20 protein-coding genes and 1 tRNA gene are annotated in these 24,449 nt (G+C 35.4%); 12 read left to right on the plus strand and 9 right to left on the minus strand.

Features of this window, described 5'->3' with window-relative positions; all coding sequences use genetic code 11:
- Nucleotides 1-18 precede the first annotated feature (18 nt).
- The 4 genes from B0A66_RS06050 to B0A66_RS06065 all read right to left on the minus strand — a co-directional run bounded on the left by B0A66_RS06050 (nt 19) and on the right by B0A66_RS06065 (nt 2,729).
- Nucleotides 19-1,668 (minus strand): DNA cytosine methyltransferase, encoded by a 1,650-nt coding sequence (locus tag B0A66_RS06050; RefSeq protein ID WP_089048962.1) that lies wholly within the window; start codon nt 1,666-1,668, stop codon nt 19-21.
- 121 nt (nt 1,669-1,789) lie between these two features.
- Complete coding sequence (locus tag B0A66_RS06055) at nt 1,790-2,056, minus strand: helix-turn-helix domain-containing protein (protein ID WP_244283400.1); 267 nt, start codon at nt 2,054-2,056, stop codon at nt 1,790-1,792.
- A 3-nt stretch (nt 2,057-2,059) separates the two neighbouring features.
- Nucleotides 2,060-2,296, minus strand: coding sequence for a hypothetical protein (locus B0A66_RS06060; protein WP_089048963.1), 237 nt, complete (start codon nt 2,294-2,296; stop codon nt 2,060-2,062).
- A gap of 28 nt (nt 2,297-2,324) precedes the next feature.
- The gene (locus B0A66_RS06065; RefSeq protein WP_165766585.1) at nt 2,325-2,729 is read right to left on the minus strand and encodes a hypothetical protein; all 405 of its coding nucleotides are present in this window, start codon (nt 2,727-2,729) and stop codon (nt 2,325-2,327) included.
- 561 nt (nt 2,730-3,290) lie between these two features.
- Between B0A66_RS06065 and B0A66_RS06070 the strand changes: the two genes are divergently transcribed.
- From B0A66_RS06070 to B0A66_RS06085, 4 genes are read left to right on the plus strand one after another with little or no spacing between them, the layout of a single operon-like run.
- Entirely contained in the window at nt 3,291-4,517 is a 1,227-nt protein-coding gene (locus B0A66_RS06070; protein WP_089048965.1) for a rhoptry family protein, read from the plus strand.
- Complete coding sequence (locus tag B0A66_RS06075) at nt 4,514-4,966, plus strand: hypothetical protein (protein ID WP_089048966.1); 453 nt, start codon at nt 4,514-4,516, stop codon at nt 4,964-4,966. Before B0A66_RS06070 ends, B0A66_RS06075 begins: the two co-directional genes overlap by 4 nt.
- On the plus strand, nt 4,963-6,819 hold the full coding sequence (locus B0A66_RS06080; protein WP_089048967.1) for a DUF3732 domain-containing protein: 1,857 nt from the start codon (nt 4,963-4,965) through the stop codon (nt 6,817-6,819). Before B0A66_RS06075 ends, B0A66_RS06080 begins: the two co-directional genes overlap by 4 nt.
- A 3-nt stretch (nt 6,820-6,822) precedes the next feature.
- Complete coding sequence (locus B0A66_RS06085) at nt 6,823-7,860, plus strand: nucleoid-associated protein (protein ID WP_089048968.1); 1,038 nt, start codon at nt 6,823-6,825, stop codon at nt 7,858-7,860.
- Nucleotides 7,861-8,025: 165 nt separating this feature from the next.
- Here B0A66_RS06085 and B0A66_RS06090 read toward each other — a convergent pair whose 3' ends face one another.
- The gene (locus B0A66_RS06090) at nt 8,026-8,349 is read right to left on the minus strand and encodes a hypothetical protein (RefSeq protein WP_123868222.1); all 324 of its coding nucleotides are present in this window, start codon (nt 8,347-8,349) and stop codon (nt 8,026-8,028) included.
- Between the two features lie 699 nt (nt 8,350-9,048).
- On the opposite strand from B0A66_RS06090, the gene B0A66_RS06095 reads away from it, so the two are divergent.
- From B0A66_RS06095 to B0A66_RS06105, 3 genes are read left to right on the plus strand one after another with little or no spacing between them, the layout of a single operon-like run.
- Entirely contained in the window at nt 9,049-12,084 is a 3,036-nt protein-coding gene (locus B0A66_RS06095; protein WP_089048969.1) for a SusC/RagA family TonB-linked outer membrane protein, read from the plus strand.
- A gap of 15 nt (nt 12,085-12,099) precedes the next feature.
- Nucleotides 12,100-13,479: a RagB/SusD family nutrient uptake outer membrane protein gene (locus B0A66_RS06100; protein ID WP_089048970.1), complete on the plus strand. Its 1,380-nt coding sequence runs from the start codon at nt 12,100-12,102 to the stop codon at nt 13,477-13,479.
- Between the two features lies 1 nt (nt 13,480).
- Nucleotides 13,481-16,084, plus strand: coding sequence for a S9 family peptidase (locus B0A66_RS06105; protein WP_089048971.1), 2,604 nt, complete (start codon nt 13,481-13,483; stop codon nt 16,082-16,084).
- 53 nt (nt 16,085-16,137) lie between these two features.
- On the opposite strand, the gene B0A66_RS06110 is transcribed toward B0A66_RS06105, so the two are convergent.
- Together B0A66_RS06110 and B0A66_RS06115 are read right to left on the minus strand one after the other, a co-directional pair.
- Nucleotides 16,138-16,407 carry a hypothetical protein gene (locus B0A66_RS06110; protein ID WP_089048972.1) on the minus strand — a complete coding sequence of 90 codons (270 nt, stop codon included), beginning with the start codon at nt 16,405-16,407 and terminating at the stop codon, nt 16,138-16,140.
- Nucleotides 16,408-16,501: 94 nt separating this feature from the next.
- Nucleotides 16,502-18,022 carry a MauE/DoxX family redox-associated membrane protein gene (locus B0A66_RS06115; protein WP_089048973.1) on the minus strand — a complete coding sequence of 507 codons (1,521 nt, stop codon included), beginning with the start codon at nt 18,020-18,022 and terminating at the stop codon, nt 16,502-16,504.
- Nucleotides 18,023-19,400: 1,378 nt separating this feature from the next.
- On the opposite strand from B0A66_RS06115, the gene mobA reads away from it, so the two are divergent.
- The 4 genes from mobA (at nt 19,401) to B0A66_RS06135 (ending at nt 22,230) form a co-directional block, all read left to right on the plus strand.
- Nucleotides 19,401-19,832, plus strand: coding sequence for a conjugal transfer protein MobA (mobA, locus tag B0A66_RS06120; RefSeq protein ID WP_068843448.1), 432 nt, complete (start codon nt 19,401-19,403; stop codon nt 19,830-19,832).
- On the plus strand, nt 19,829-21,115 hold the full coding sequence (gene mobB, locus B0A66_RS06125) for a conjugal transfer protein MobB (protein WP_089048974.1): 1,287 nt from the start codon (nt 19,829-19,831) through the stop codon (nt 21,113-21,115). Before mobA ends, mobB begins: the two co-directional genes overlap by 4 nt.
- 364 nt (nt 21,116-21,479) lie before the next feature.
- Nucleotides 21,480-21,905 carry a hypothetical protein gene (locus B0A66_RS06130; protein WP_089048975.1) on the plus strand — a complete coding sequence of 142 codons (426 nt, stop codon included), beginning with the start codon at nt 21,480-21,482 and terminating at the stop codon, nt 21,903-21,905.
- Nucleotides 21,906-21,948: 43 nt separating this feature from the next.
- Nucleotides 21,949-22,230, plus strand: coding sequence for a MerR family transcriptional regulator (locus tag B0A66_RS06135; RefSeq protein ID WP_089048976.1), 282 nt, complete (start codon nt 21,949-21,951; stop codon nt 22,228-22,230).
- A gap of 171 nt (nt 22,231-22,401) precedes the next feature.
- On the opposite strand, the gene B0A66_RS06140 is transcribed toward B0A66_RS06135, so the two are convergent.
- Nucleotides 22,402-22,489: transfer RNA gene (locus B0A66_RS06140), tRNA-Ser, on the minus strand.
- A gap of 500 nt (nt 22,490-22,989) precedes the next feature.
- Entirely contained in the window at nt 22,990-23,409 is a 420-nt protein-coding gene (locus tag B0A66_RS06150) for a hypothetical protein (RefSeq protein WP_089048978.1), read from the minus strand.
- 176 nt (nt 23,410-23,585) lie between these two features.
- Here B0A66_RS06150 and B0A66_RS06155 point away from each other — a divergent pair, with 176 nt between their 5' ends.
- Nucleotides 23,586-24,401, plus strand: a complete 816-nt coding sequence (locus tag B0A66_RS06155) for a hypothetical protein (RefSeq protein WP_123868223.1) — start codon at nt 23,586-23,588, stop codon at nt 24,399-24,401.
- Nucleotides 24,402-24,449 lie beyond the last annotated feature (48 nt).

Below are 24,449 nucleotides of genomic sequence, written 5' to 3' on the forward strand. Positions count from 1 at the left end.
TAACCTGAATTGAAGATTTTATTTAATATGGGTGATTTTTTTTTCCCGAAATCTTATTTTTGATTTTGTACTTGTTTTTTTCTTAAAGATCTCCCATACAATTTCTGCGATTTGATAGGCCAGATAGGGAGGGACTGCATTACCGACCTGATGATATTGTGCTGTCCTTGGTCCGCAAAACAGATAGTTATCAGGGAATGTCTGGATTCTAGCTGCTTCCCTGACGGTAAGACTTCTGCACTGATCCATATCATAATGAATAAAATAATGTCCGTCTTTGGAAATATGGCTTGTTACAGTTGTAGCTGCACAATCAGGCATCTGAACCCTGAATCTGTCAGCGAATTTTCCACTTAAAGCATTTACATGGTCAGGCATTAATTCCCCGCCATATGCCTGATAATCCGTTAATCTTGGGAACCGCTTAAATTTTTCAGCATAAATACCTGCAAAAAGATATCTTTTTAAATCTTCCGTTAAATGAGATCTTGTCTGATGATTACATACACCTTTCAGATTTTTATCATAATACCAGTCAAACAATGGATTTGAGCTTTCTGGTGTTTTGTATTCAATATATTCAGAACCTGTACTAAAAGAGGAGGTTTTTACTTTTTTAAACGGTAGATTGTTCTTGAATTCTTTCCATGAGAATATCTCCTCTTTCATTGCGTTTATTTTCTGTTCCCAGTTGAGATCTGAATCGGTTTCATTTTTGTAAATTCTTTTCTTTGCCCCGTTTACAGTTTCACTGGAAACTATAGATCTGCCCAGGCCGCTTCTTATTTTCGGTAAATCACCAATAATGGATTTCAGGTCTGTTTCTGTGAGACCCTGCTTGAGTGTCCCAGGTATTACATCAACATCCTCTCTAATGCCAAGCAGAATAACCCTGTGTCTTTTCTGAGGGATTCTGAATTTTTCAGACTGAATTAAAAAATCCCTGTCGTCCCTGTAAGTCGGATTACCAGAGGCATCAAAGCTTTGAGGTTCAGTGGAGAGTGAATAAATTTTATATTTGGGAGCTTTTGTATCTTTAAATACAGAAGACGGATTTCTCAGATCATTTAAAATCCAGTCAAACACCTTTTCTCCGTTAATGTTAGCTGATAAAAGGCCTTTTACATTTTCCATTACAAAAACAGTTGGATGATGAACTGCGATAATTCTCAGATATTCTTTATAGAGATAGACACGGTGATCTTCATTGTCAATACCTCCGACCCTTGATCTTCCCACTAGTGAAAATGCCTGACATGGCGGACCTCCGATTAAAAGCCAGTTTTTTTGTCCGTTTAAAGATTCTTTAATTCTTCTGTCTATTTTTTCTGATGGAAAATTTTCGCTTCCTAACTCTGCAAGCCAGGCATCTTTTTTGGCTTCTGCTGATTCTCGGGGAAATTTTTCATATAAATCCAGAATTAGTTTTTCTCTTCTGAGCAGATTTTTTTCTTTCAGAACCTCATAGTATTCGGAGGGTATTTTTCCTTTCTCAAATTTTCTAAAAAAGTCTCTTAATTCTAAAGTTTTATGTGCATTTTCATCCTTTTCAATTGAAAGTTTAATATCAAATACTCTTTCATTGTCAGAGAAGACGGATGAAAAGCCTTCTCCCAGACCACCAGGACCGGCAAATAAATCAATTATAGGAATTTTGTTATGTGTCATAATTATACCACATTAGTGGGGGTAAATAAAGAATTAAAAGTGAAGTACACTGGTAACCTTTTGTGAAATTTTCTCCGTACTTATTTTTTGTCAGGGCTTAAATAAGGTAAAGATAAAATCATCATTTTTTATTTTTTAATATAGCTGTATTAAAATCCAGAAACCATGAAAACTTAGAAAGATAATCTATACTGAAATTAAATTTTCCATTTTCAATTTTAGAGATGGTCGTTCTGCTGACATTCATAATTTCAGCTAATTGTTCCTGACTATATCCCTTCTTCTCCCGAATTTCGCGAATTGTATCTCCTATTCTTAACCGACAGTCATGAAGATATGTTTCCATCTTTCTGTCTGTTTCTTTAGCATCCTTATCCTTATTGATCATTTATTATGCCTGTATGATTTGCCGTGTGATTATTTCAATTGCTTCTTCTTTACTGCAGACATTACCAAATTCCTCTAAAGATTCTTCATCTCTGTAGACACCATTTCGGTCATTCCAGGAAAGCCATTCTATTAAATCTAATCTGTCCCAGGAATTTAATTCTGTTTCCAGTGCATCACCGCGTAATTCCATGAGCTTATAGTATGGATGCTTTAATTTTTCTTCGTCAGTTTTGTTCATGATGATAATTTTAATCGGTTGTAGGAATTTATTCCTGGTCAATAAATAACATTCCCAGATGTTCAGCACCATCATTATCAACAACAGTAAGCAAGACATTGGTTTGTACACCTTTTACTGCTAATGACAAATCTAAATCAATTTTTTGTTCACTAACTTTAATCACTCTTCCTTCGGCCCTAGAATCGTCAGACTTAATTATAGTCACTTTGTGGCCAATAAGTTCATTAGGATCTATTTTCACTGTTTTCAAATCCGCGAGCTTTACAGTATTCACAGGAGGAAAAGATAATCCTGTATTGAGGGCCTGAATTTTTGCCTTGGATCTTTCAGCGTCTTCAATAACTTCTAAAACCACATATAACTGGTCTGGATTTTCATTGGCTTGGGGAGAGTGAAATTTCACAATTTTTCCTTCTTTAACTTTTTCCATCATTTAATTTGTTTATTATTATGCACAAAAATATAAATTCAAATATACTAAAAAAGTTCTATATAATGTGCAATATATTGAACATTAAAATAGACTACTTTGTGAAAGTAATCTATGTGAATTTATATATGTTACGGTTTTCCGTATTTATAAATTTAAAATTTATTTGTCCGAATTAAATAACTGAATATGAGCCAAAATTAATATCAATAAAAAACATGTTGTTGCCTATAAATTCTGAATAGCTTTAGTTTAAGCATTTTTTTTCGTGCCATTGTTTTAAAAACGTGACAAACTAATTCTGGCATTTTTTATTATTAAAATTGGTTTTCATTAATCAAAGTATATTATCAACAAATCTAAATAAAGATATGAAATCCAAATACAGTATAAATACGCATTATGGGTCAATTTCAAAATCATTTATTTGTTACGGTTTTCCGTAATGTTATGATAAATCTATTCATTTTATTTGTTTACTAACTATTACTTTGTTTTTAGATATCTAATACTTAATTAGTAAAGAATACTTTACATTTGTTAAAATGTTACCTTTCATCTATGAGTACAATTCAAGACAAACATACTGCCGGACCAATAGCAATAGGATTTGATTATCAATTCTATTATTTCATGTACTTAGCAATTGATCTTAAACAAGGACAAAAGATTGGTTTTGAAGTTAAAGATGATGTCCATATTGATAAGAAAGACGGAACGACAATCTTGTATCAGACAAAACATTCGATTGTAAAGAATGCAAATGGGGAGATCCAGAATCTAACTACTTTAGATAGCGATTTATGGAAAACCTTAAACAATTGGACTGATTTTATTACTGCAGATAAGAAAAATTCTAGCTTTCTCAATGAAAATGAATTCATTTTAGTTACAAATAAAAGCGAAAATAATAATGATTTTATGACCACATTAACTCTCTTCAAATTAGATAATGATATTAATAAAGTTGTATTGAAAATAAATGAATTAAAAAATAAAACACAAGATGAAACATTAAAGAAGTACATTAAAAATGTTGGTAAGCTTGGTAAAAATAAACTGAAAGTATTCTTAAGAAAATTAATAATAGAAACTGATAATGACGGGATAATAGAAAAAATTAAAGATAGAATTTTAGAAAAATATTACCAAGCTGATTTAGTTAATCCAATATTTGAAAGCTTATTATCAAATTTGAATATGGCAAAATATTTAGACATCAAGGATCGGAAAAAATTTGAGATTTCGAGTGAAGATTTTGCCAAGCGATTTGGGAAATGTTTTAAAGTAGCAACGGAAATTAGACCTTTACCTAGAAGAGAATTCCCTGTCTTATTGCCAGATGACTTAGAAAATCAAGTTTTCATAAAGCAATTGCTTGATATAGGAGAAATACAAACTGGTTCAAATGATATTAGGGACTATACTACTCAAATGCTTAAATTTTTAAACCATTTTACATATTGGTCTGAAGAAGAAAACTTTATTTTACTTACTGATGTAAAAGAATTTAAAGATAATAGTATCCAAATATGGACAAATGAGTTTAAAGCAAAATATAGGCAAATAAAGAGGCAAATAGACGTAGGTTCATCTATTAATGACTTAGAAGATGAAGTTAAAGAGTTAGCTATAGATTTAGTTGACTATATCAGAAAGCAAGATTTATCCATACCAGGATTTTCAGCTTTAGGTGTTGAATTTAGTAATGGACATTATTATGCTCTATCCGATAATCTTGAAATAGGCTGGCACTTTGATTGGGGAAACAAATACAAAAAGGAATGAAAGAAATTTACTATGTATATAACAACGAAGCAATAGCAAGTTGTATTTTTTTGTCAATATTAAATAATGTCGAAAGGTTGGATATTGCGCGTTCATGTTTGATATTACCATTTTTATTGGATGACAGGACGGTAAGTTATTTATCAAGAAACCAAGATACTGATTTAGAATTAGAGCAACTAATAAAAGAGCAATCAAGATTGTTTACATCTTTCAATAAAAGATATTTGTCGTTATTGCCAGTTGCTATTAATTCTTTGATATTATTAAGCAATAGCAATCAAGTAAGTTTAGGAAGCGAAATAGTAAATAATGCCATTTTAAATTTAGAGAACAAAAACTTAGGAGACCGATTTAATAAAATAGAAGAAGTTATACCGAAATTTTTACTAATGTTGGAAAAATACACTACTATCCAGCTGTACAAAAACCTTAAAATACAATTATGAAATTTATACTTCACGAAATAAAACTTTGGTTTAAAGATGAAAATTCAGAACCTAAAAGCTATGATTTTTTACCCGATAAAGTAAATGTTATAACTGGAGATTCAACTACTGGTAAAACAAGTTTTTGGAATGTAATAGATTATTGCCTTTTATCAGGTAAAGTAACCATTCCAACTGAAATTATAGACAAAGTCTTATGGTTTGGAATTCGATTTACAGTAAATGAAAAAGAAATATCAATAGTTCGAAGAACCCCAAGCAATGGCTCTGTTTCTTCTGATGTTTCCTTTAATGTAGGTGGTTTTCCTGTTACTCCTGAGGGCAATAGAGAAGTTGCAGAAATTAAGTCAATTTTAGATGAGGAATTTGGAATTAGTGATGCCTTAAGATTTCCTTATGGAAAAGGATTAGGTAAAACAACATTCAATATCTCGTATAGACACTTTCTGCTTTTTAACTCATTAACACAAACAATTATTGATGCGCCAGAAACGTATTATGACACTACATTTTATGGAAAAGAAGAATACGATAAAGCGTTAAGTCATATTTTCGATTTAGTTATTGGCGTAAATGATATGGAGAATATCAAAGCGATTGAACGCTTACAAGAAATCGAAGCTAGTCTAAAAGCAATTCAAAATCAGGAAAAAGGCAATCAGAATAAAATCAAAAATTTTGAAACAGAAATATTTAAACTGGTCGAAAAATGTAAAGCATATAAGTTTATTGAATATTCCGAATCTATTGACAGTGTAGATGATGCAATATTGATGATTAAAGAAACGATTGCTAATACAAAAAAAGTTGCGGAAAATTCAAAATTATTTTCTGAAGTTGATGCTTTGTACAAAAGTAAGAATGCAATACAAGCTCAAATTAATGCCATAAGTCAATACCAAAAAGAATATGATTTATATAAAAAGAACCTTAACAAATCTGCTGATAGCTTGCAGCCTATTGAGTTTTTAAGTCAACAATTATCAGATCAATTAGTAGATTCATATGAAACAAAATTATTTGTAGAATCATTAGAATCTTCTTTAAAAAACATAAAGGTTAATCTTTCAAAAAAAATCACTGAACCCTTGAAAGTTACAGGAGATGTGAAAGAATTAAAAACGCAAATACAGGAAATAGATAAGCAAATAGCAAAACTGAACGAAATAAAAAAGAATTATCAATCAGAAGGAGAGAAATTTATTGCCCTTGGTGAAATAAAATATGCTTATGAGCAGATATTAAAGAGAGAGGTAAACAAACCTATTGATACCATCAAACTAAATAGCTTGAATGAGGAAAAAGAAAGATTGGCAAAAGTGCCACAAGAAACGTCACAAATAAAATTTTTGATGAAAACAGAGTTAAACCAAAGTATTCAAAGAAATTTTAATTTATTGAACTCTTTGCCAACATATAAGGATAGTCGTGTAGAGTTTAACAGTGATAAAATGATTTTGCAATTAATTCCTGACGGACAAATGTTTCCATTAGATAATGTTGGAAGTGCTTCGAACTACATGTTTATGCATTTATGTCTCTATTTAGGACTACACGAACATGTACTAAATATTGAACAGGATCATATACCGGAATTTTTATTTATAGACCAACCTAGTACTCCATACTACGAAGGGAAAAATGATGATAAAGCAAAACTAATTGACGCTTTTACATTACTAAATTCGTTTGTTGATTATATCAGAGTGAAAAAAAATAAGCATTTTCAAATTATTATGGTGGAACATGCGTCTAAAGAATACTGGATAGACAACAAATTAACTTATTTTCATACTGTAGATGAATTTATTGATGGGAAAGGATTAATACCGAACGATATTTACAAGAACTAGAAAATGAAAGATATGATATTAGGAAAAATGGATAAATTAATTATCCATTTTATTGGAAATAAAAATAATGGAGATGGTGTTCGCTTTTCTGATGATCTTACTAATTTTGAAGATATTGAGCAATATTTTAAGAAGTTAGTAGAAACTAACTTCAAGTTAGAAGAATTATTTTCTTTTTATTCTTTACCAAAAATTGAATTGAATCCAATGTATCAATTTATTAGTTCAATATTTGAAGATAATAATTCGTTTGTTGAACAGTCGCAAAATGGTGCTCGTTATTTATACGATAAAAGTATACATCCTCATATTAAAGCTGGGGAATTATTGATGGTATATTTTAAAGATTGCAAGATCGGTGAAGAACAAGCAGATGCTATAGGTGTATTTAAATCCGAAAATAAGGATACAGTTCTTAAAGTTTGTAGTTCTAATGACGGATTTAATTTAAAAGATGAAAAAGGGATGAATGTTAATAAATTAGATAAGGGGTGTCTAATTTTTAATATTCAGAAAGATGATGGCTATTTAATTGCTGTAGTTGATAATACCAATCGTAGTACAGAAGCTCAGTACTGGAAAGAACATTTTCTGAACGTACAACCTATAAAAAATGATTTTCATCAAACTCAGCAATTTTTGGGGATAACGAAACAATTTGTTACTAAACAATTATTAGAAGATTTTGATGTAACTAAAACGGATCAAATAGATTTTTTAAATCGTTCAGTAGATTATTTTAAGAATCATGAAAAGTTCGACAAACAAGAGTTCGAGAAAAAGGTCTTTGAAGATGATAGTTTAATCGAATCTTTTCAAAATTTTGATAAAACTTTCAGGAAAGATAATGAAATCGCACCTGCTGAGAACTTTGAAATATCAAATAAAGCAGTAAAAAAGCAAGCTCGTGTTTTTAAAAGTGTATTAAAATTGGATAAAAATTTTCATATATATATACATGGTGACAAAAAACTGATTGAAAGCGGAACAGATGAAGTAGGTAGAAAATTTTACAAAATATATTATGAAGAAGAAAGTTAGTTATTCAATTCTGAGAACTCAAAAGAAAATTGGTAATTAATAGAAATGCAATTAACACATATTATTATCTAATTATGATATGTGTTAGTTAGTATTTTACTACGACGTCTCCATCGAAATTATCGTTAGGACTGAATGAAAAACATAAAAGAAATTGCTAAAAATTTATTCTCGTGATAGAAGAAATTTCTTAAACGCAACAATATCGGATTCGCTTATTGAATAATATGTTTTAGCAAAATCGGTTAGAGAAAATCCCATAGCTTCCAAAATTAAGATTAATGTTGTTGATTTAGCTACAGATTTAGCATTAAGAATGTTTGAAACAGTAGCTTTTCTAATATCTCCTTCATCGGAAATTTTTCCGTAACTTTTTACAATAATATCCACATCATTCTCATTATGAGGATAATTTTTATTGCTTTCTAATAACCTTCTCAGGCTAAGTGCAGTCTTTAATTTTATATTTTCTTCACTAATTTTTTTCACATTGCAATTAACCATATCTAAAATAAATAATCGGTACGCTTTGACGTACCGATTATTTTTAATATATTTGATTTTGTAACTAGTCAAATAGTAACTTTTTTGTTAAATTTGCGATTCTTCAATAAAAAAATTTGAAGCATTCGCTTTGAATCTCGTATAGGAAAACTGGCGTTTTTAAATTACCACGAGATGATAAGTGCAAATGCTCACGCCATAAAGGGCGTGGGCTCACTTATTTGTGGTAAAGGTACCGCCAGTACCTCCTATACAATAAGCTGAGTTCCGCGCCTCTTTTTTTGGGTTATACCTCAACTTCTCAAAGCAGTCTCCTTAGATATTAAAGAAACGCAGCCTTTTTGTTTAACCTGTAAATAGTTTGAATATGATGTAGCTGTTAATTTATTATTTGTAATACCCGGCCAATTAGTTTTATTATTGTTGAATTAGTAAAAGCAAGTGCCGGGTTATTATCCTATCGATTCTATACTTGCAACATTGACAGGCTGAAAAATTATGACCTTTTATTTTAAACCATTAAAACGATAAAACAGATTATGCCAATGAATTAAACTTTAAATCTAAATTGAAAGCTCAATTAGAGCTACAATAAAATAAAAAATGGCCCTCTATGACAGCGACCAAACTAGTATAGAGGACCATAGTCAATCAAACCAACGTTTAACTAACCAATCCAATATTATGAATAATTTTTCATTTTACAAGGATAGGAAAGCTCTTTATTGCCTAATTTTTATCTGGCTGTGTACGTCTTTCTTATCCTCTTTTGCTACAAACTCAAAGCGGCATTTCTACAACGTACTACAACAACATCAAATTCAGGGTACTATAACTGATGGGAGTTCGCCATTGCCCGGTGTTACAATAGGTGTAAAAAACAAATCCAATAATACTGTGATATCGGATTATAGCGGACAGTTTTCTATTTCTGCAGCTCCTTATGATACCTTAGTTGTGTCCTTCATGGGATTTAAAACAGCTTTAATTCCTCTTTCGGGAAGGAAAAAAGTACACATTTCGCTCCAGTATGATTATACTACTCTTCAGGAAGTTCGTGTCAATGCAGGCTATTATTCAGTTAAGGATAAAGAGCGCACTGGAAGTATTGCGAAAATTAAAGCCGCAGATTTCGACAAACAACCTGTCAACAATCCTTTAGCGGCAATGCAGGGACGTATGGCAGGAGTAAACATCACTCAAAACACAGGAGTGCCGGGCGGCGGATTTAACATTCAGATCCGCGGTCTTAACAGTATTCGCGGAGACGGCAATGATCCATTGTACATTGTAAACGGAGTTCCATATTCATCGCAGTCGTTGGGAGATCCGACTGTTTCTGCATCTGCTATTTCAGGCGTTACAAATCCGCTAAACAATTTAAATGTATCGGACATAGAAAGTATTGAGGTATTGAAAGATGCCGATGCAACAGCAATTTACGGTTCTCGCGGGGCAAACGGTGTGGTGCTGATCACGACAAAAAAAGGCAGATCAGGAGAAACACGTTTTAATTTCAATGCATTTACTACCGTCGGTAAAGTGGCAAGAAAAATGGATTTAATGCAGACGAGCCAGTACCTGGCGATGCGGGCAGAAGCTTTTGCTAATGATGGCATCACTGAATATCCTGAAGGTGCTTACGATATTAATGGCACTTGGGATCAAAATCGTAATACCGACTGGCAGAAGGAATTAATTGGAGGCACGTCTTACATTCAAAGTGTTCAGGCATCCATTTCAGGCGGTAATAAAAATACGCAATTCCTGTTAAGCGGAACTTATCACAAAGAAACAACTGTATTTCCAGGCGATTTTCATTACGGAAAGGGCTCAGTAAACAGCAGCATTTCACACCAGTCCGATGATAAACGCTTTACTCTTAATTTTTCCGCCACTTACTCAGGAGATAAAAATACACTCCCAGGCAGGGATTTAACCTCGCGGGCCTACACGCTGGCTCCAAACGCACCGGAGCTTTATAAAAATGATGGAAGTCTCAATTGGGAAAACGGCACATTTATTAATCCATTGTCATTTCTGAATGGAAGATATCTTACCACAAGCCAGAACCTTATTGCAAATGTAGTATTGTCTTATAATCTGCTTCCGGGTCTTCAAGCTAAGGCCAGTATAGGATATAACGATACAAGGCTGTCCCAAAATGTAACCAGCCCTCTAAGTATTTATAGCCCCTATGATACAAGTGAACATGAATCAACTCTATTTCTGTCTACCGGTACTGGCAGATCATATATTTTAGAACCACAGTTAAGCTACCAAAAAGAATTAGGTGACATAGATCTCAATTTCTTAGTGGGTACAACATTCCAAAGCCAAAAAACGACAAAATTGGCACAATCTGCCTTTGGATTTGCAAGTGATGCCCTGATTAATAGTTTGGCGGCGGCTAATACGGTGACCGTACTGAATCATGAGGTAACGCAGTACAATTACAATGCATTATTTGGCAGACTCAACATGAACTGGCATAAAAAGTACATTGTGAACCTAACAGGTCGTCGAGATGGCTCAAGTCGTTTTGGACCCGATAATCGTTTCGCCAATTTTGGCGCTCTTGGCGCAGCTTGGCTGTTCTCTAATGAAAATATCTTCAAACAGTACAATTCAATACTCAGTTTTGGTAAGCTTCGCGGGAGTTATGGTATTACAGGCAATGACCAGATTGGAGATTACCAGTATCTGGATACCTATCAGGTTTCTCCTTATTTGTATGATGGGACTGTAGGGCTTTTACCATCACGTCTGTATAATCCTGATTTTGGCTGGGAGACAAACAAAAAACTTGAAGTCGCATTGGAACTCGGATTCTTAAAGGATAACATCTTCCTTTCTGCTGCTTGGTTCCAAAATCGCTCATCCAATCAATTGGTCGGGGTGCCGCTTCCCGGGACTACAGGATTTTCTTCTATCCAATCAAACTTTGATGCGACTGTGGAAAATACTGGTGTGGAACTGGAACTTCGCACGAACAATGTGAAAGGCAGGGATTTCTCATGGACAAGTACAGTAAACCTTACTGTACCAAAAAATAAACTGGTTTCTTTTCCAGGGCTTGAAAGTTCTACGTATGCTAACCAGCTTGTAATAGGTGAATCACTTTTTATCAAGAAAGTTTTTAATTATACAGGTATTGATCCTCAAACTGGTGTCTATACTTTTCAGGATTTTAATGGTGATGGGCAGATAACCTATCAAGACGATCGTCAGACAATCGTCGATACTTCTCCAAAATATTATGGAGGGCTGAGTAACCAGTTGACATATAAAAATTGGTCCTTCGATTTTTTATTCCAGTTTGTAAAGCAGATCGGCAGGAATTATCTGTACACTTCAGCCTTGCCCGGCTCATTTGTAAATCAGCCTGCAGCTATGGCAAACCATTTCCCGCAGGACGGAGTCAATGCAATATCGCAGCAGTACACTACTGGCCAGAATGATATATTACTAGAAGGCCATTACAATCTGATTGACAGCAATGCAGCATATAGTGATGCATCTTTTGTGAGACTCAAGAGTCTGACTCTTGTTTATGCAATACCATCAGCATGGTCAAAAACCTTTACAGGAAAGGTATACCTGCAGGGGCAAAATTTATTAACCATTACTGATTTTCGTGGAGCTGATCCTGAAAATCAGTCTGCTTCAGCACTTCCACCATTGCGCCAGTTTACAATGGGCATTCAGCTTGGCTTTTAATTTAATCATCATCACATGAAAACAAGATTTAATATTATAAGAATAATTTTTGGAGCTGTATTTTTCAATCTTACAGCCTGTGAAGGCTTTACCGAAGTAGATACGCCGCAATCACAGCTGACGACCCCTGCTGTATTTGAAAATGTTAAAACCACTGATGCGGCTATGGCTGACATTTATGCCCGTCTTCGTGAGGAAGGAATGGTTACGGGCACGCTGAATGGACTGTCGAGTCTTTTATCAAACTACTCTGATGAAATGCAGTATACAGGCTCAAGTGTCGAAATTATGCAGTTCAATAACCATACAATTACGCCTTCAAACAGTTTAATAACAGGATTATGGAACAGCACTTACAGTGAAATCTATGCCGTGAATCTGATGCTGGAAGGACTGCAGAATTCAAAGTCATTAAAAGAGAATGAGAAGGCGCGATTATCAGGTGAAGCACTGTTTATCCGTGGATATCTTCATTTTTATCTGGTAAACCTCTTTGGTGATGTTCCCTACATAAAAACTACTGATTACAGCGCCAATAAAGCAGTATCAAAAACAGCCCAGGAACAAGTGTGGCTCAATATTATAGATGACGTAACTGAAGCTGAAAAATTATTAACTGTTGAATATCCTTCCCAGGAAAGAGTCAGAGTAAACAAAGCAGCTGCCTCCGCTTTTCTAGCAAGAGTATACCTTTATCGTGAAGACTGGGTCAATGCGGCAGCGAAAGCAACATCAGTAATTAATAATCCAAAGTACATATGGATTGATGATATTTCAAAGGAATTTCTGCGCCAGTCCACTGCGACAATATGGGCACTTCATCCTGGAACAGCCGGGCTTAATACTAAAGATGCACGTACCTTTATCTTTTCAAGCGGACCACCTTCCAAACCGTCACTGTCTGCTTCCTTTACAGCCAGTTTTGAATCTGGTGATCTGCGTCGCACACAGTGGGTGCGAACCGTTTCAAATGCCACTGGCTCTTGGTATTCATCATACAAATACAAACAGCCCTTAGGCACTACCTCTTCACAGGAATACACCATTTTGTTTCGCTTAGCCGAACAATACCTGATTCGTGCAGAAGCCAATGCTCATCTGTCACATATGTCTGATGCCAAGGCTGACTTAAATAAAATTCGCCGTCGTGCCGGTCTGGGGGATACAGCCGCAGATACGCAGACAGAATTATTGGACGCAATCGTAAAAGAGCGACGTTTTGAACTTTTTACAGAACAGGGACACCGCTGGTTCGATCTGAAACGTACAGTAAAGGCAGCAGCTGTGCTGAGTCCAATAAAACCGGGATGGAAAGACACACAGATGATCCTACCTCTTCCGCAATCAGAACTGCTGTTAAATCAGAATCTGCTGCCTCAAAATCCAGGTTATTAAAATGAGAACGTTTTTCAACAAAGCCGGATATTGGATAGCCCTGCTTTTTACAGCGTTATCCCTGTATGGACAAAAGCAAAAACAGCAGGTAACTGCTGCTGACTATGCAAAATGGAGCTCCATACAAGCAGAGACATTATCCCCAGACGGCAGATGGATTTCTTATAATCTGCATTATGATTACGGGGTCGATACATTGTTTGTACAGAATATAAAATCTGCCAAGCGACTGTCATTTCCTAAATGTTCTGATGCGCGTTTTAGCAGTGATGGCAGGTGGTTCACATTTTCCGATCCGGAAAAAGGATTAGTTTTGAATGACCTTATCACTGGTAATAAACAGTATTTCAAGGATGCGATTCGTCACGAATTCAATAGTGAAGAAAATCTCCTGGCTGTATTAAATAAGAATGGTTCATCTGATTACTTGACGATAATTGCGTTATCCACCTGCAAAAAATATAATTTCAATGATGTCATAGAGTTCAGTATCAATAATTCTGGCATTTTGGCTATAAGTACTGGTTATGAAGTGCGACTTTTAAAACCGAAAAATGGATTTATAGAAAAGACCATTGCACAGGATGAGGATGCAGGATTTAAAAAACTATTCTGGAGCAAGAGCGGTGAATTTCTTTCTTTTCTTCAGGAGATTAAAACCCCAAAGCAAACTGCCAAAAATCACAGAATATTCTATCATGATGCAGCATCGGGGACAAATGCTATTCTTGACAGCAGGGAAACAGAAATATTGTCGATGGAGAATATAACCCCATACGGAGCAAGTTCTGCGCTGAGGTTTTCAGAAGACGGGAAAAGTATATTTTTCAGCTATATCAACCCTGAACAGGAGCAAAAAACTACAGCTTATGAAATATGGGATTCTGCTACAGCGCTGGAATATACACAAGACAAAATGTTTGGAAATCCAAATCGCTTACCAAAAACGGCTGTGTGGACGCCTTCACACGGTAAAATTTTGAAGATCGGAACAATCGAGAATCCACAAACAATGCTTACCGCAGATCGAAAACATGCATTGTGTTACAATCTGCTGAAATATGAACCACAATATGAGTATTACGCTCCAGCTAACATGTACTTGAAAGACATCCAGACAGGTGCAGAGCATCTGATTTTAGAGAAGCAGTCAACAGCAGTTGGAATGATAGGAGGCTCTTCCAGTGGAAATTTTATACATTATTTCCGCAATGGCAATTGGCAGGCTTATGATATTGCTAAAAAACAGCATCTTAATCTCACAACGGATCTTCCAGTTTCTATAACTGACAGCATTCTAAACGATGCGGGTCCACCTGCGCCGTATGGCAGTCCGGGCTGGTCCTCTGATGATAAATATTTTATAGCTTATGATCGGTATGATATCTGGATGATTGAGTTCAGTTCAAGACAAGCCAGAAGAATTACCAATGGAAGAAAGCATAAGATTACCTATAGAATTTGTTTGGATCTATATCCCGTTATCAAAAAGCCTACTCAGGATGAATTTTTGATCAGAAAATTTGATTTTTCCTCGGGTTTGGTTTTGCAGGCTGTTGGCAGAGATGGATCCAGCGGCTATTATAAATGGAATACCGATGGCAGATTAGAAAAATTGGTGTTTGGGAATTTCGGAAACAGCAGGATACAAAAAGCAAAAAATGCTGAACAATACATCTACATCCAGCAGTCAGCTTCAAATGCCCCAAAATTAATGGCTGTTTCAGGAAAGCAGAAAAGCAAAGTGCTCTTCCGATCCAATACTGATGCCTCTAAATTCAAATGGGGAACGGCTGAGATAATTACATACAATGATCAAAACGGCAAAAATCTTCAGGGGATTCTTTACAAACCTGCAGGGTACATAAAGGGAAAGAAATATCCGATGGTAGTTCATGTTTATGAAAGACAGTCCCAGGAAATTAATAATTATTCTATACCCACAGAATATGGACCAATGGGTTTCACACCGTCTGCCTATTTTCTGGATGGCTATCTGGTGCTGTTGCCGGACATATATTATCAAATGGGCGAGCCTGGAAAGTCTGCTCTTAATTGTGTACTTAATGCAGTTGATACTGTAAAGCGGATGGGAATTGTTGAGGAAAATCATATCGGAATTATCGGCCATTCCTTTGGAGGTTATGAGACTTCGTTTATCATTACCCAGACCGATGTTTTTGCTGCAGCCGTCTGCGGTTCAGGGCTTATGAACACTATAAGCAGCTATTTTGTACATTCTGCTGCTATACCTCGTTCAAATGCGTGGCGGTTTGAATCGCAGCAGGGGCGCATGCCATTTTCACCTTTTGAAAATTGGAAAGCTTACGAACGAGACGCGCCATTTCCAAATGCGGCGAATTGCAGAACACCGCTGCTAAGCTGGGCTGGGAAAAAAGACCCGACTATTTTCTGGACACAGTCCGCCGAATTTCATATGGCACTTCGAAGACTTGGAAAAAGGAATGTTTTTATTCTTTATGAGAATGAGGCGCATACTATTGCCATACCTGAACTTCAAAAAGACCTGACAATAAAAACCAGGAACTGGTTTGACTATTATCTCAAAGAACAAAAGGAAGCACTTACAAACGGCATTCCTTAAATCATAATTACTAAAGCAGGAGATTACAAACCTCCTGCTTTTTTTAAAATTAGTTAATTGATTTTTCTGTATAATTCGACGTTACATTGAGTCGGACTGCTCATATTGAACAATTGCTGTCCTCCAGAACTAACTCTACAAACATTAGGATTTTGTATGGTACTACATTCTACTGTTGTAACATCACAATCCTCTAAAGGGTTATGCCCATAAACATCTATCAGTTTACCTTTTTCAGGGACAGCTGAAAATGCAAAGGCCCCAAATACAGCAAATGCTATTGCTGATATTGAAAGCGCCGGTCTTAAAACTTTAGTATTCATAATATTAAAATTTAATGTTAACGGTCTACTCTTTTTCAGGTTTTCGACCTTCCCCTGGACTGTACAGTGTATTTTAAAAGCATAAATGCTGATCTTATCTTGATGGGTAAAAAGGTATGTAATAGTTGGTTTTTAATTTTTCAATTGTGAGATGTCTTCCATTGAGCGAAACAATCCTGTCGTTTAAAACCACAAATTCATCCATTGTCCGACCCTCTATATTGTATATATAAAAACTAAATGCATAAGTGTTTTCCTTTACATTATATACATCTATTATAGAAGCTTGTTTCCACATAATTTCAGGTTCGTATTTTCCAATGAGAGCTGCATTGACAAAAAGATAATTGCCGAAAGTTGCAGTGAGTTTATTCACTAGTTTAGGCTTTCTGGCCAGAGTCTTGATGTTTTTTGATTTAATGCTGGCAACCGAAACCTGCGCTCGCGAAGTCGTATCAATGGTATGATCCGAAGTATGACTTCCAATCTTAGAATCAATTATCAGAAATTCATTTCTATAGGCATCCGTATAAATTATCTTATCCAGCTGGGAATTATAAAGCAATGATCCGTCAGTATCAAATACACCGTCTACCTGTTTCTGCAGCAGCCCGCCGTTAAGTTTTAATGCTGTATTGTTATTAAAAGTAAAGAGTCCCAGTGTATTGTTTTTTGTTTTAGAATCTATGGCCCTTATAACTGCTTTGTTATTATCAATTGGCTTTAGGATAGAAAAATATGCTTTTTCATACATCTTAAGCTCTGCTTTCCAGGAGAGAGTATCTCCAATAAAAATACACGGCACGTTTCCGTCGCTAAAGTAAAAATAGGGAGACTTTACAGCAAGACGCGGTACAGTATAAGGAAAATTATATTTTGGAAGGTTGATATGAATTGTCTTTTTTTCAACAAGACTCGTATCAAAAATAGTCACTGCCAGCGGTTCAGCCCGATTGCCTAAATAAATCTGTCCTTTGTCATAACCGGCAATATAATAGGCTGCGTGTGGAAGCAGGATTGTTTTTTTGCCAGTAGTCGGGTGTTTGGGAAATCTCCGTACAAAATTATTGCGGTGATGAATTATGTCTTCTGATAGTATAAAGAGCAAAGCAACAAGACCAATGCTAAATAATGTAGTCACAGAAAAGGCACTGGCCAGTGCAGCAGGTTTTGAAATAAGATGCACTTTTGGCACCATACCGGCCAGTATCAGAATACCTGCTGCGGCCAGGATCATGAAAACAAAATTAAAAATAAAATGCTCCTGCCATCCCATTTTTTCTAAAATTCCTCCACAGGAACATGGAACAAATGGACTGTAATTTAAAATAATGAAAATGTATGCGGTAAAAATGGTCATTAAGCTGAATGCAGCCCACATCGCCAAGAACCGTGTTGAAGAAAATAGCAGTAATCCAGCAATCAGCAGTTCTGTTATTGGTACAACCCATGATACAATTCCTGCAAAGGAACTAACCAGCGGTGACTGTCCTAATTGAACCTGAAAATTTTCAAAGTCCAGCAATTTACTTATTGCTGCATACACAAATAACAGGATATATAGAAAGGAAATTACTTCTATAAAAATATACTTATGATGCGGACTAAATTTCATGGCGATGTAATTGAAAAATTATAATGTAAAATTCTGTAAATTAATTGGTTAAACTGTTGTCGGTTTGGGAGTACAACTTGTCAATAAAGAATTAAATTCATACTACAATCGACAATCTTTAAAATCATCTCTTTAATGATCCTCATTTTATCAGTTTTAATAGGAGTAGAATGATATGAATTACTCCGACTGATTATTTCGAAAAATGATCCAAAAATTTATCAAAAGCTATCAAATTTATACTGTTCTCAAATCTAAACGCAAATATAAGGCTGGCAAATCCCAGACTAATTGCTGGAAAAAAAGTGCTTAATTATATATTAGAAGCCTATGAATAGTTTTATTGAATATCAGATATTGAGAATCTGAAAGTATGTCCAGATTTTATAACTGAGTGAATAAAGAACTTATAAAAAAGAAAGCTGGAAGATAAAACTATGGATATAACTAATAAACGCCGACTTCGGAGGAGTTGTCCAGCTCCCGGCAGGGCAAGTGGTTTTGAGCTGCGGAAAGTATTTCAAGCAGCTCAAAACACAACTTGCTATTTTCTCTCGAAAATATTATTGCAATAGATTTAATTGAAAGGGCTTGATGCCCTTTTTAAATTTAGCAGGTATTTCATGCTTTATAATTAATTTTTAAAATCAACCTTTATAAGGCTTAAAAAAAACATAATAGTATTGGCAGTTCTGACTTCAATCCTTTCCGGTAAATTCCAAAGATCTTAAGTTTAGTTTTTCTCTGAATTGTAACTATATTGCTCTGTACAATAAAATTTACATACTCATTTACAATTGCTCGTACTTATTTGGTTATATGCATAAGGCTAAAAGTATAGACCCATTTACAGCTATTTGTAACCCTGTAAGCAAATGAAGTTGCAGAACTGTACTGATGTAGATATGTATTTACAGTTTTACTCTTTTACATATTTATGCTTTTACGTAAAGACATAAATGCTTCTTTATGTAAATAGGCAAATAAGCTTTCAGTTAAAGCCTTATCTACCTGTATAAAACCATACATATATTTCCAAAAGAAACAGAAAAACGGAAAAAAGAAAAAGAAAGTAATTTAAAAGGACGGGATGCAGGCAGACCAAAAGGAAACGGAATAAGTCCCGAAGGGTGTTTTGTGAGCACGCGAGCAAAACATTATGCCGTAGTCTTTTGGTCAGGCTGATCCAGCACGTCCTACCTTGGTTTTCTTTTTATTGTTTCTTTGATTAAAAAAATAAAGTTACATGTAAAAATATCTATCCTTTCTTTGAGACACATCAGGCCAAATGCTTCCAAAGATTTCCAAATCTAAGAGGAGTTACTGATAATAAAATATATTGGTTTTTATTTTTAAATAATAACTAGTACGTATAGGAATGGAAAACAAAAGTACAGCCAATCCCCGTAAAGGTGGCAGACATCCTAAAGATGACCCTGCTGTCCATCGCTATTCTATCAGTCTTACCGCTGAGGAAAATGCACGATTCCTGATTCTTTTTGAGAGCTCGGGCATGAATGTTATGGCACATTTTATTACAGCCTGTATTTTTCAAAAAGGGATCAAGACAGTTAAGATCGATAAAGCAACAATGGATTATTACATACTTCTAACTGCCTTATTCGGACAGTTTCGGGCTATTGGGGTTAATTACAATCAGGTTGTGAAGATTATGTACCGTAATTTTTCCGAAAAGAAAGCTCCCGTGTATCTCTACAAATTGGTAAATCAAACAATGGAATTTGCTCTTTTAGCTCAAAAGATAATACAGCTTACAGCGGAATTTGAAGAAAAACACCTAAAAAAATGATAGCAAAAATAGGAAGAGGCAAAAGTTTGTACGGAGCATTAGCATATAATTATCAAAAACTTGAAAAAGAAAGTGCACAGGTCTTGTTTACCCAAAAGATAATTCAAGCACCTGATGGTAATTATTCCGTAGAACAGCTCTCCCGTTCTTTTGAATTACACTTATTGGCTAATCGTAAAACGGAGAAACCTGTGCTTCATATTTCTCTGAACCCTGACCCGAAAAATAATGTAAGTAATACTGATTTTGAGAATATGGCACAAGACTATATGAGGCAGATGGGCTACGGAAATCAGCCCTTTGTCGTATTCAGACATACTGATATAGACCGTACGCATATCCATATCGTATCGGTGTGCGTGGATGCGGAGGGGAGGAAAATATCCGATAAATTTGAAAAAAGGCGTTCCATGGAAGTCTGCAGGATGTTGGAAAAACAGTACAGTCTTATATCAGCTATAGATAAAAAACAAGAGGCACACAACCCAACATTTAAACCTGTTGAATATAAAGCAGGAGATATAAAAAGCCAGATGGCTTCGATACTGCGCCATCTGCCTATATATTACCAGTTCCAAACTTTTGGGTCATATAATGCCTTACTTTCACTTTTTAATATTACTGCCCAGGAAGTGAAAGGCGAGTATAATGGAATTCCAAAACTGGGATTAGTATATTTTGCGTTAAATGAAAAGGGAGAAAAAGCAAGCAGTCCCTTTAAGGCTTCGCTGTTTGGAAAAAATGCAGGATTAGCACAGCTGCAATCCCACTATGAGCGAAGCAGGATAAATCTAAAAGACAGTCCGGCTAAACAATCAGTTAAAGGCAGGATCGAATCAGTAATGCAGGCTGTCTCTAACGAATCCGAATTTAAGAAAAAACTATTAGAACAGGGTATGAATTTAGTTATACGCCGAAATGCTGGAGGGCGTATCTATGGCATAACTTTTATTGACCACAAATCCCGTTGTGTGTGCAACGGCTCTGAGCTTGGCAAAAACCTCTCGGCCAATTCATTTAACGACTGGTGGAATAATAGTAGGAAACCAGAAAATCCAGTACATAAAAGCTGTGTTTCCGAAAAAGATGTTATTGTGAAAACAGAGATAGGCCAATCGCCTAACATGCTTGACTTTTTAATAAAAGAAAATATGCATCATACTTATGAACAAAACAGTTTTGACGCATTGGGCGGTTTATTGCCACAGGCACAGACAGAGGATTACGAGGAACAGGCATTTGGCAATAGGATGAAACGAAAGGTTAAACGCAGAAGATTGTAGATGTAAAATTGAGTTTCCTTCTCATCAAAGAACAACCTGAACTCAATAAAAGAAAGGCTACAAAAATTTCCTGTGATTCAGTATTTTAATCAGTCTGCGATCTTTTTAATTTTTTATTTCAACAGATAACCTATCTTCAGGCATCACCTGAAAAACAAATTGGTATAAACGTTATGCCATTGAAAGACAAAGAAAGCAAACAATGACTATAGTCCGATTGACTTCAAAAAGCATTTTTATATTTGTCTTATAAATACATACGCAAGCTGTATAGGTGCAAATATTTCATGTATATAACAAGGAGTAAAATAAACGCAGCAGTGTATATTTTCATTTACAGGATGGGGACTAAATTTTAGAGACAATGAAAAGTGGTAAGCTAATAAAGTGCTTAAAGGTTATATTAAAATTTGATGAAAGGCTCCGGTTAGTAGAACATCTAATTAGTGTAAGTGACCGGGAAAACAAAATGCAATCCATTTCTTCAAATGAAAAATGTAAATCCTGTTATAACAAAATTGACTTTGCCCAGCTGTTTTATGTTTTGATGGATGAAGGTTTATTGTTTTTTGATACTGCAGACCAAAAAAGTAATAGAAGCAAGTTTCAGTTTTTTCTCGAAAATAATTTCACATATGCCGGCGATGAGGGTGGGCAGTCGAAAATTAAGTCGATCAGCAGGCAGTTCTCCGAATGTAAAGGCTATACCTATAAGGTAAAACAGATTAAATTTTTAGATGAATTTATTGCAGTAATGCAGGAGCGTAAGAGAAGGCTGGAGAGCTGGTAGATTTAAAAGAAGAAAAAATTAATAATAAGTAAAAAACTCACCAATGATGAAGAAAGAAAAGTGGCAATCTTACGTGATGAAAGTGAAGGAGTTGATAGAGCCTGTGCTGGCAAGAATGGAAACAATTGATTCAAAAATCAGCCAGGGGAAAGTTTTGAGGCCTGAATACTACAGAAATGAAGATTTAAAAAAAATGTTTGGGCTGTCCAATAACACTATTATTAAATACAGACAGACCGGAATTCTGCCCTACACTAAGCTTGGAGATATTTTTTTGTATGACAGCGGCAAGATCGATAAGATACTGAGAAGCAATGAATCATAACCCAGCATTTATCCAGTTACCCAGATTTAAAAAAGCAGCACAAAATAGAGAGGGTAACCACAATGGTAACTGTTTTTCAAGCAGGGTTCGATACCACTCCAAATGAAAAATCCTTTAAACACTGATGTTTAAAGGATTTTTGTTTTTAAAAGTCGATTTTCGGACTTCATCTGGCGGAGGAAGAGGGATTCGAACCCCCGGACCTGTTACAGTCAACAGTTTTCAAGACTGCCGCATTCGACCGCTCTGCCATTCCTCCAGTAAGATGCAGTCATTCTCTGATTGCGGGTGCAAAGATAGAATGTTTTTTCGATTGCAGAAATTTTTTTGATACTATTTATTCAGAAAATAGTAATAAATCCTAAAGCAAGTGAAACATTAGAGTGATCAAAAAGTAAGTCATATTGTTGATATAAAATTTAGGGTAATGATTGAGAATAAAATTAAGTTTGTTAAATAAAAAATTTATCCTCCGTTTTTTTAAATTATGTCAATTATGGGTTGCTGAGTAAGAGATAACTCAGCCTTCCAGATTACGGCTGGAACGGATATTTTTACGATCTCAAAAATGCTTGGGCATAGGAGCGTCAAGACAATGCAGATGTATGATAGAGTGATCGACCAGAAAAAAGAGGGATGCGGCGAATCGGATTTCGCTGGAGTAGATTATGATTTATTAGAAATAAGAAAGCTCGACGTGTTGGCTATTCCTAAAAGAAAAGGCTGCCATTTGGCAGCCTTTCGTATATTTTGTAAAAACTAGGGATGAACTTCGACTGTACTCTTAACTGTTCTTTTTTTTGCAGTTTTTGACTGACCTGCTGCAGTTCCTTTTTTTAAAGTTTTTTTCTTCATCTTCGTCTCAATTTTTAAGGCTTTGGTATCGAAAATTTTGCCATCTGGCATTTCGATATCCACCGTTTTGTTATCTAAAAGTTCGTTATCTAAAGATTCGCTGTTAAATGTTTCATTAACTACTGTTTCTTCTTCAAATATTATTTCTTCAAGTGATTCATCTTCAAATGACACATATTCAATTGTTTCGAAATTCGCTGAAGCATCTGTCTGGTGCTGTTCTGTCGTTTCGATGATATTATCGAAATGTTTAACAGATTCACAGTTATATCCTATTTCTAGGAGAAGGGAAGCTAAGAGTACAATAATTGTATGAACGTTCAAACCAGGTTTTTGTTTGGTTCAATTTTATATTGCAAAAGTACGAAAAAGTTTTCATATTTGCAAATTGATTAACTGTTTGAAACAGCAGATCTTGAAGATTAATGGTTTAAGTGCTTGGTTATTATTGGTTTGAATCCAAAACTGAAACGGCAAATTATCAATTCTAAAATCATTTTATGGAAACACCGGCAGAATCGTACAGAAACCTGCAGTTTGCCAGTATGGGAGCGATGAGGAGCTGCACCTGCATCATCATGCTGGACAAGGCCAACTATAAAGCCCATGGAACAGGCGTGTTTATTCAAATTCAGGAGCACTATTTCCTTGTGTCGGCCGCCCATGTTATGGATAGGCACGGAGAGTTTTTCATTTTTCTGTCCCAGGAGTATGAAATAATCTATCCGGGAGGCGATACCTACATCAATCGGACAGAGAATCGCGAAAAGGATGAGCTGGATATTGCAGCCCTCCGATTGGACGACGACTGCCTGCCGCATATCAAGAGGTCCTACAGTTTTGTGCAGGCCGAGGATCTGGCCGTCAACCACATCTTCCAGCCTTGGGAATATTATTCTTTTCTGGGGTTTCCCGCCAGTAAGGCAAAAGTCAAATATAAAACCGATATTTTCGGCATCACTACACTATTCCATTTCACAGCTCCCATCGGAGCCGAGTATTACGAAGAGTTTGGACGAAATCCTTACGTGAACGTTGTGGCGACGTATAATAGAAAACAGGTGTATGATGGCAGCAAAGGAACTTACGGCAGGGGCCCGTACCTATACGGTATCAGTGGATGCGGCTTATGGTTCACCGATCCATCTGATCTCGCAGCTGGAATTATAAAACCTAAACTGACTGCGATAATGACCGACTGGTCCACTAAAAATAGAAATATAATAATAGGGACCCGCATTGATGTCGTCACGGCTATGATCAAGAAATTTCTGGATATTGATTTTCCGGATTCGAGCATTCTAAAGATACGTTAATTTAATACTCTTGTTTTTTCCTGCTAGAAGGGATTAAACTAAGCTTCA

Origin of the sequence: Flavobacterium hercynium, from assembly GCF_002217285.1 — a bacterium.
In the GTDB taxonomy this organism is placed as follows: domain Bacteria; phylum Bacteroidota; class Bacteroidia; order Flavobacteriales; family Flavobacteriaceae; genus Flavobacterium; species Flavobacterium hercynium.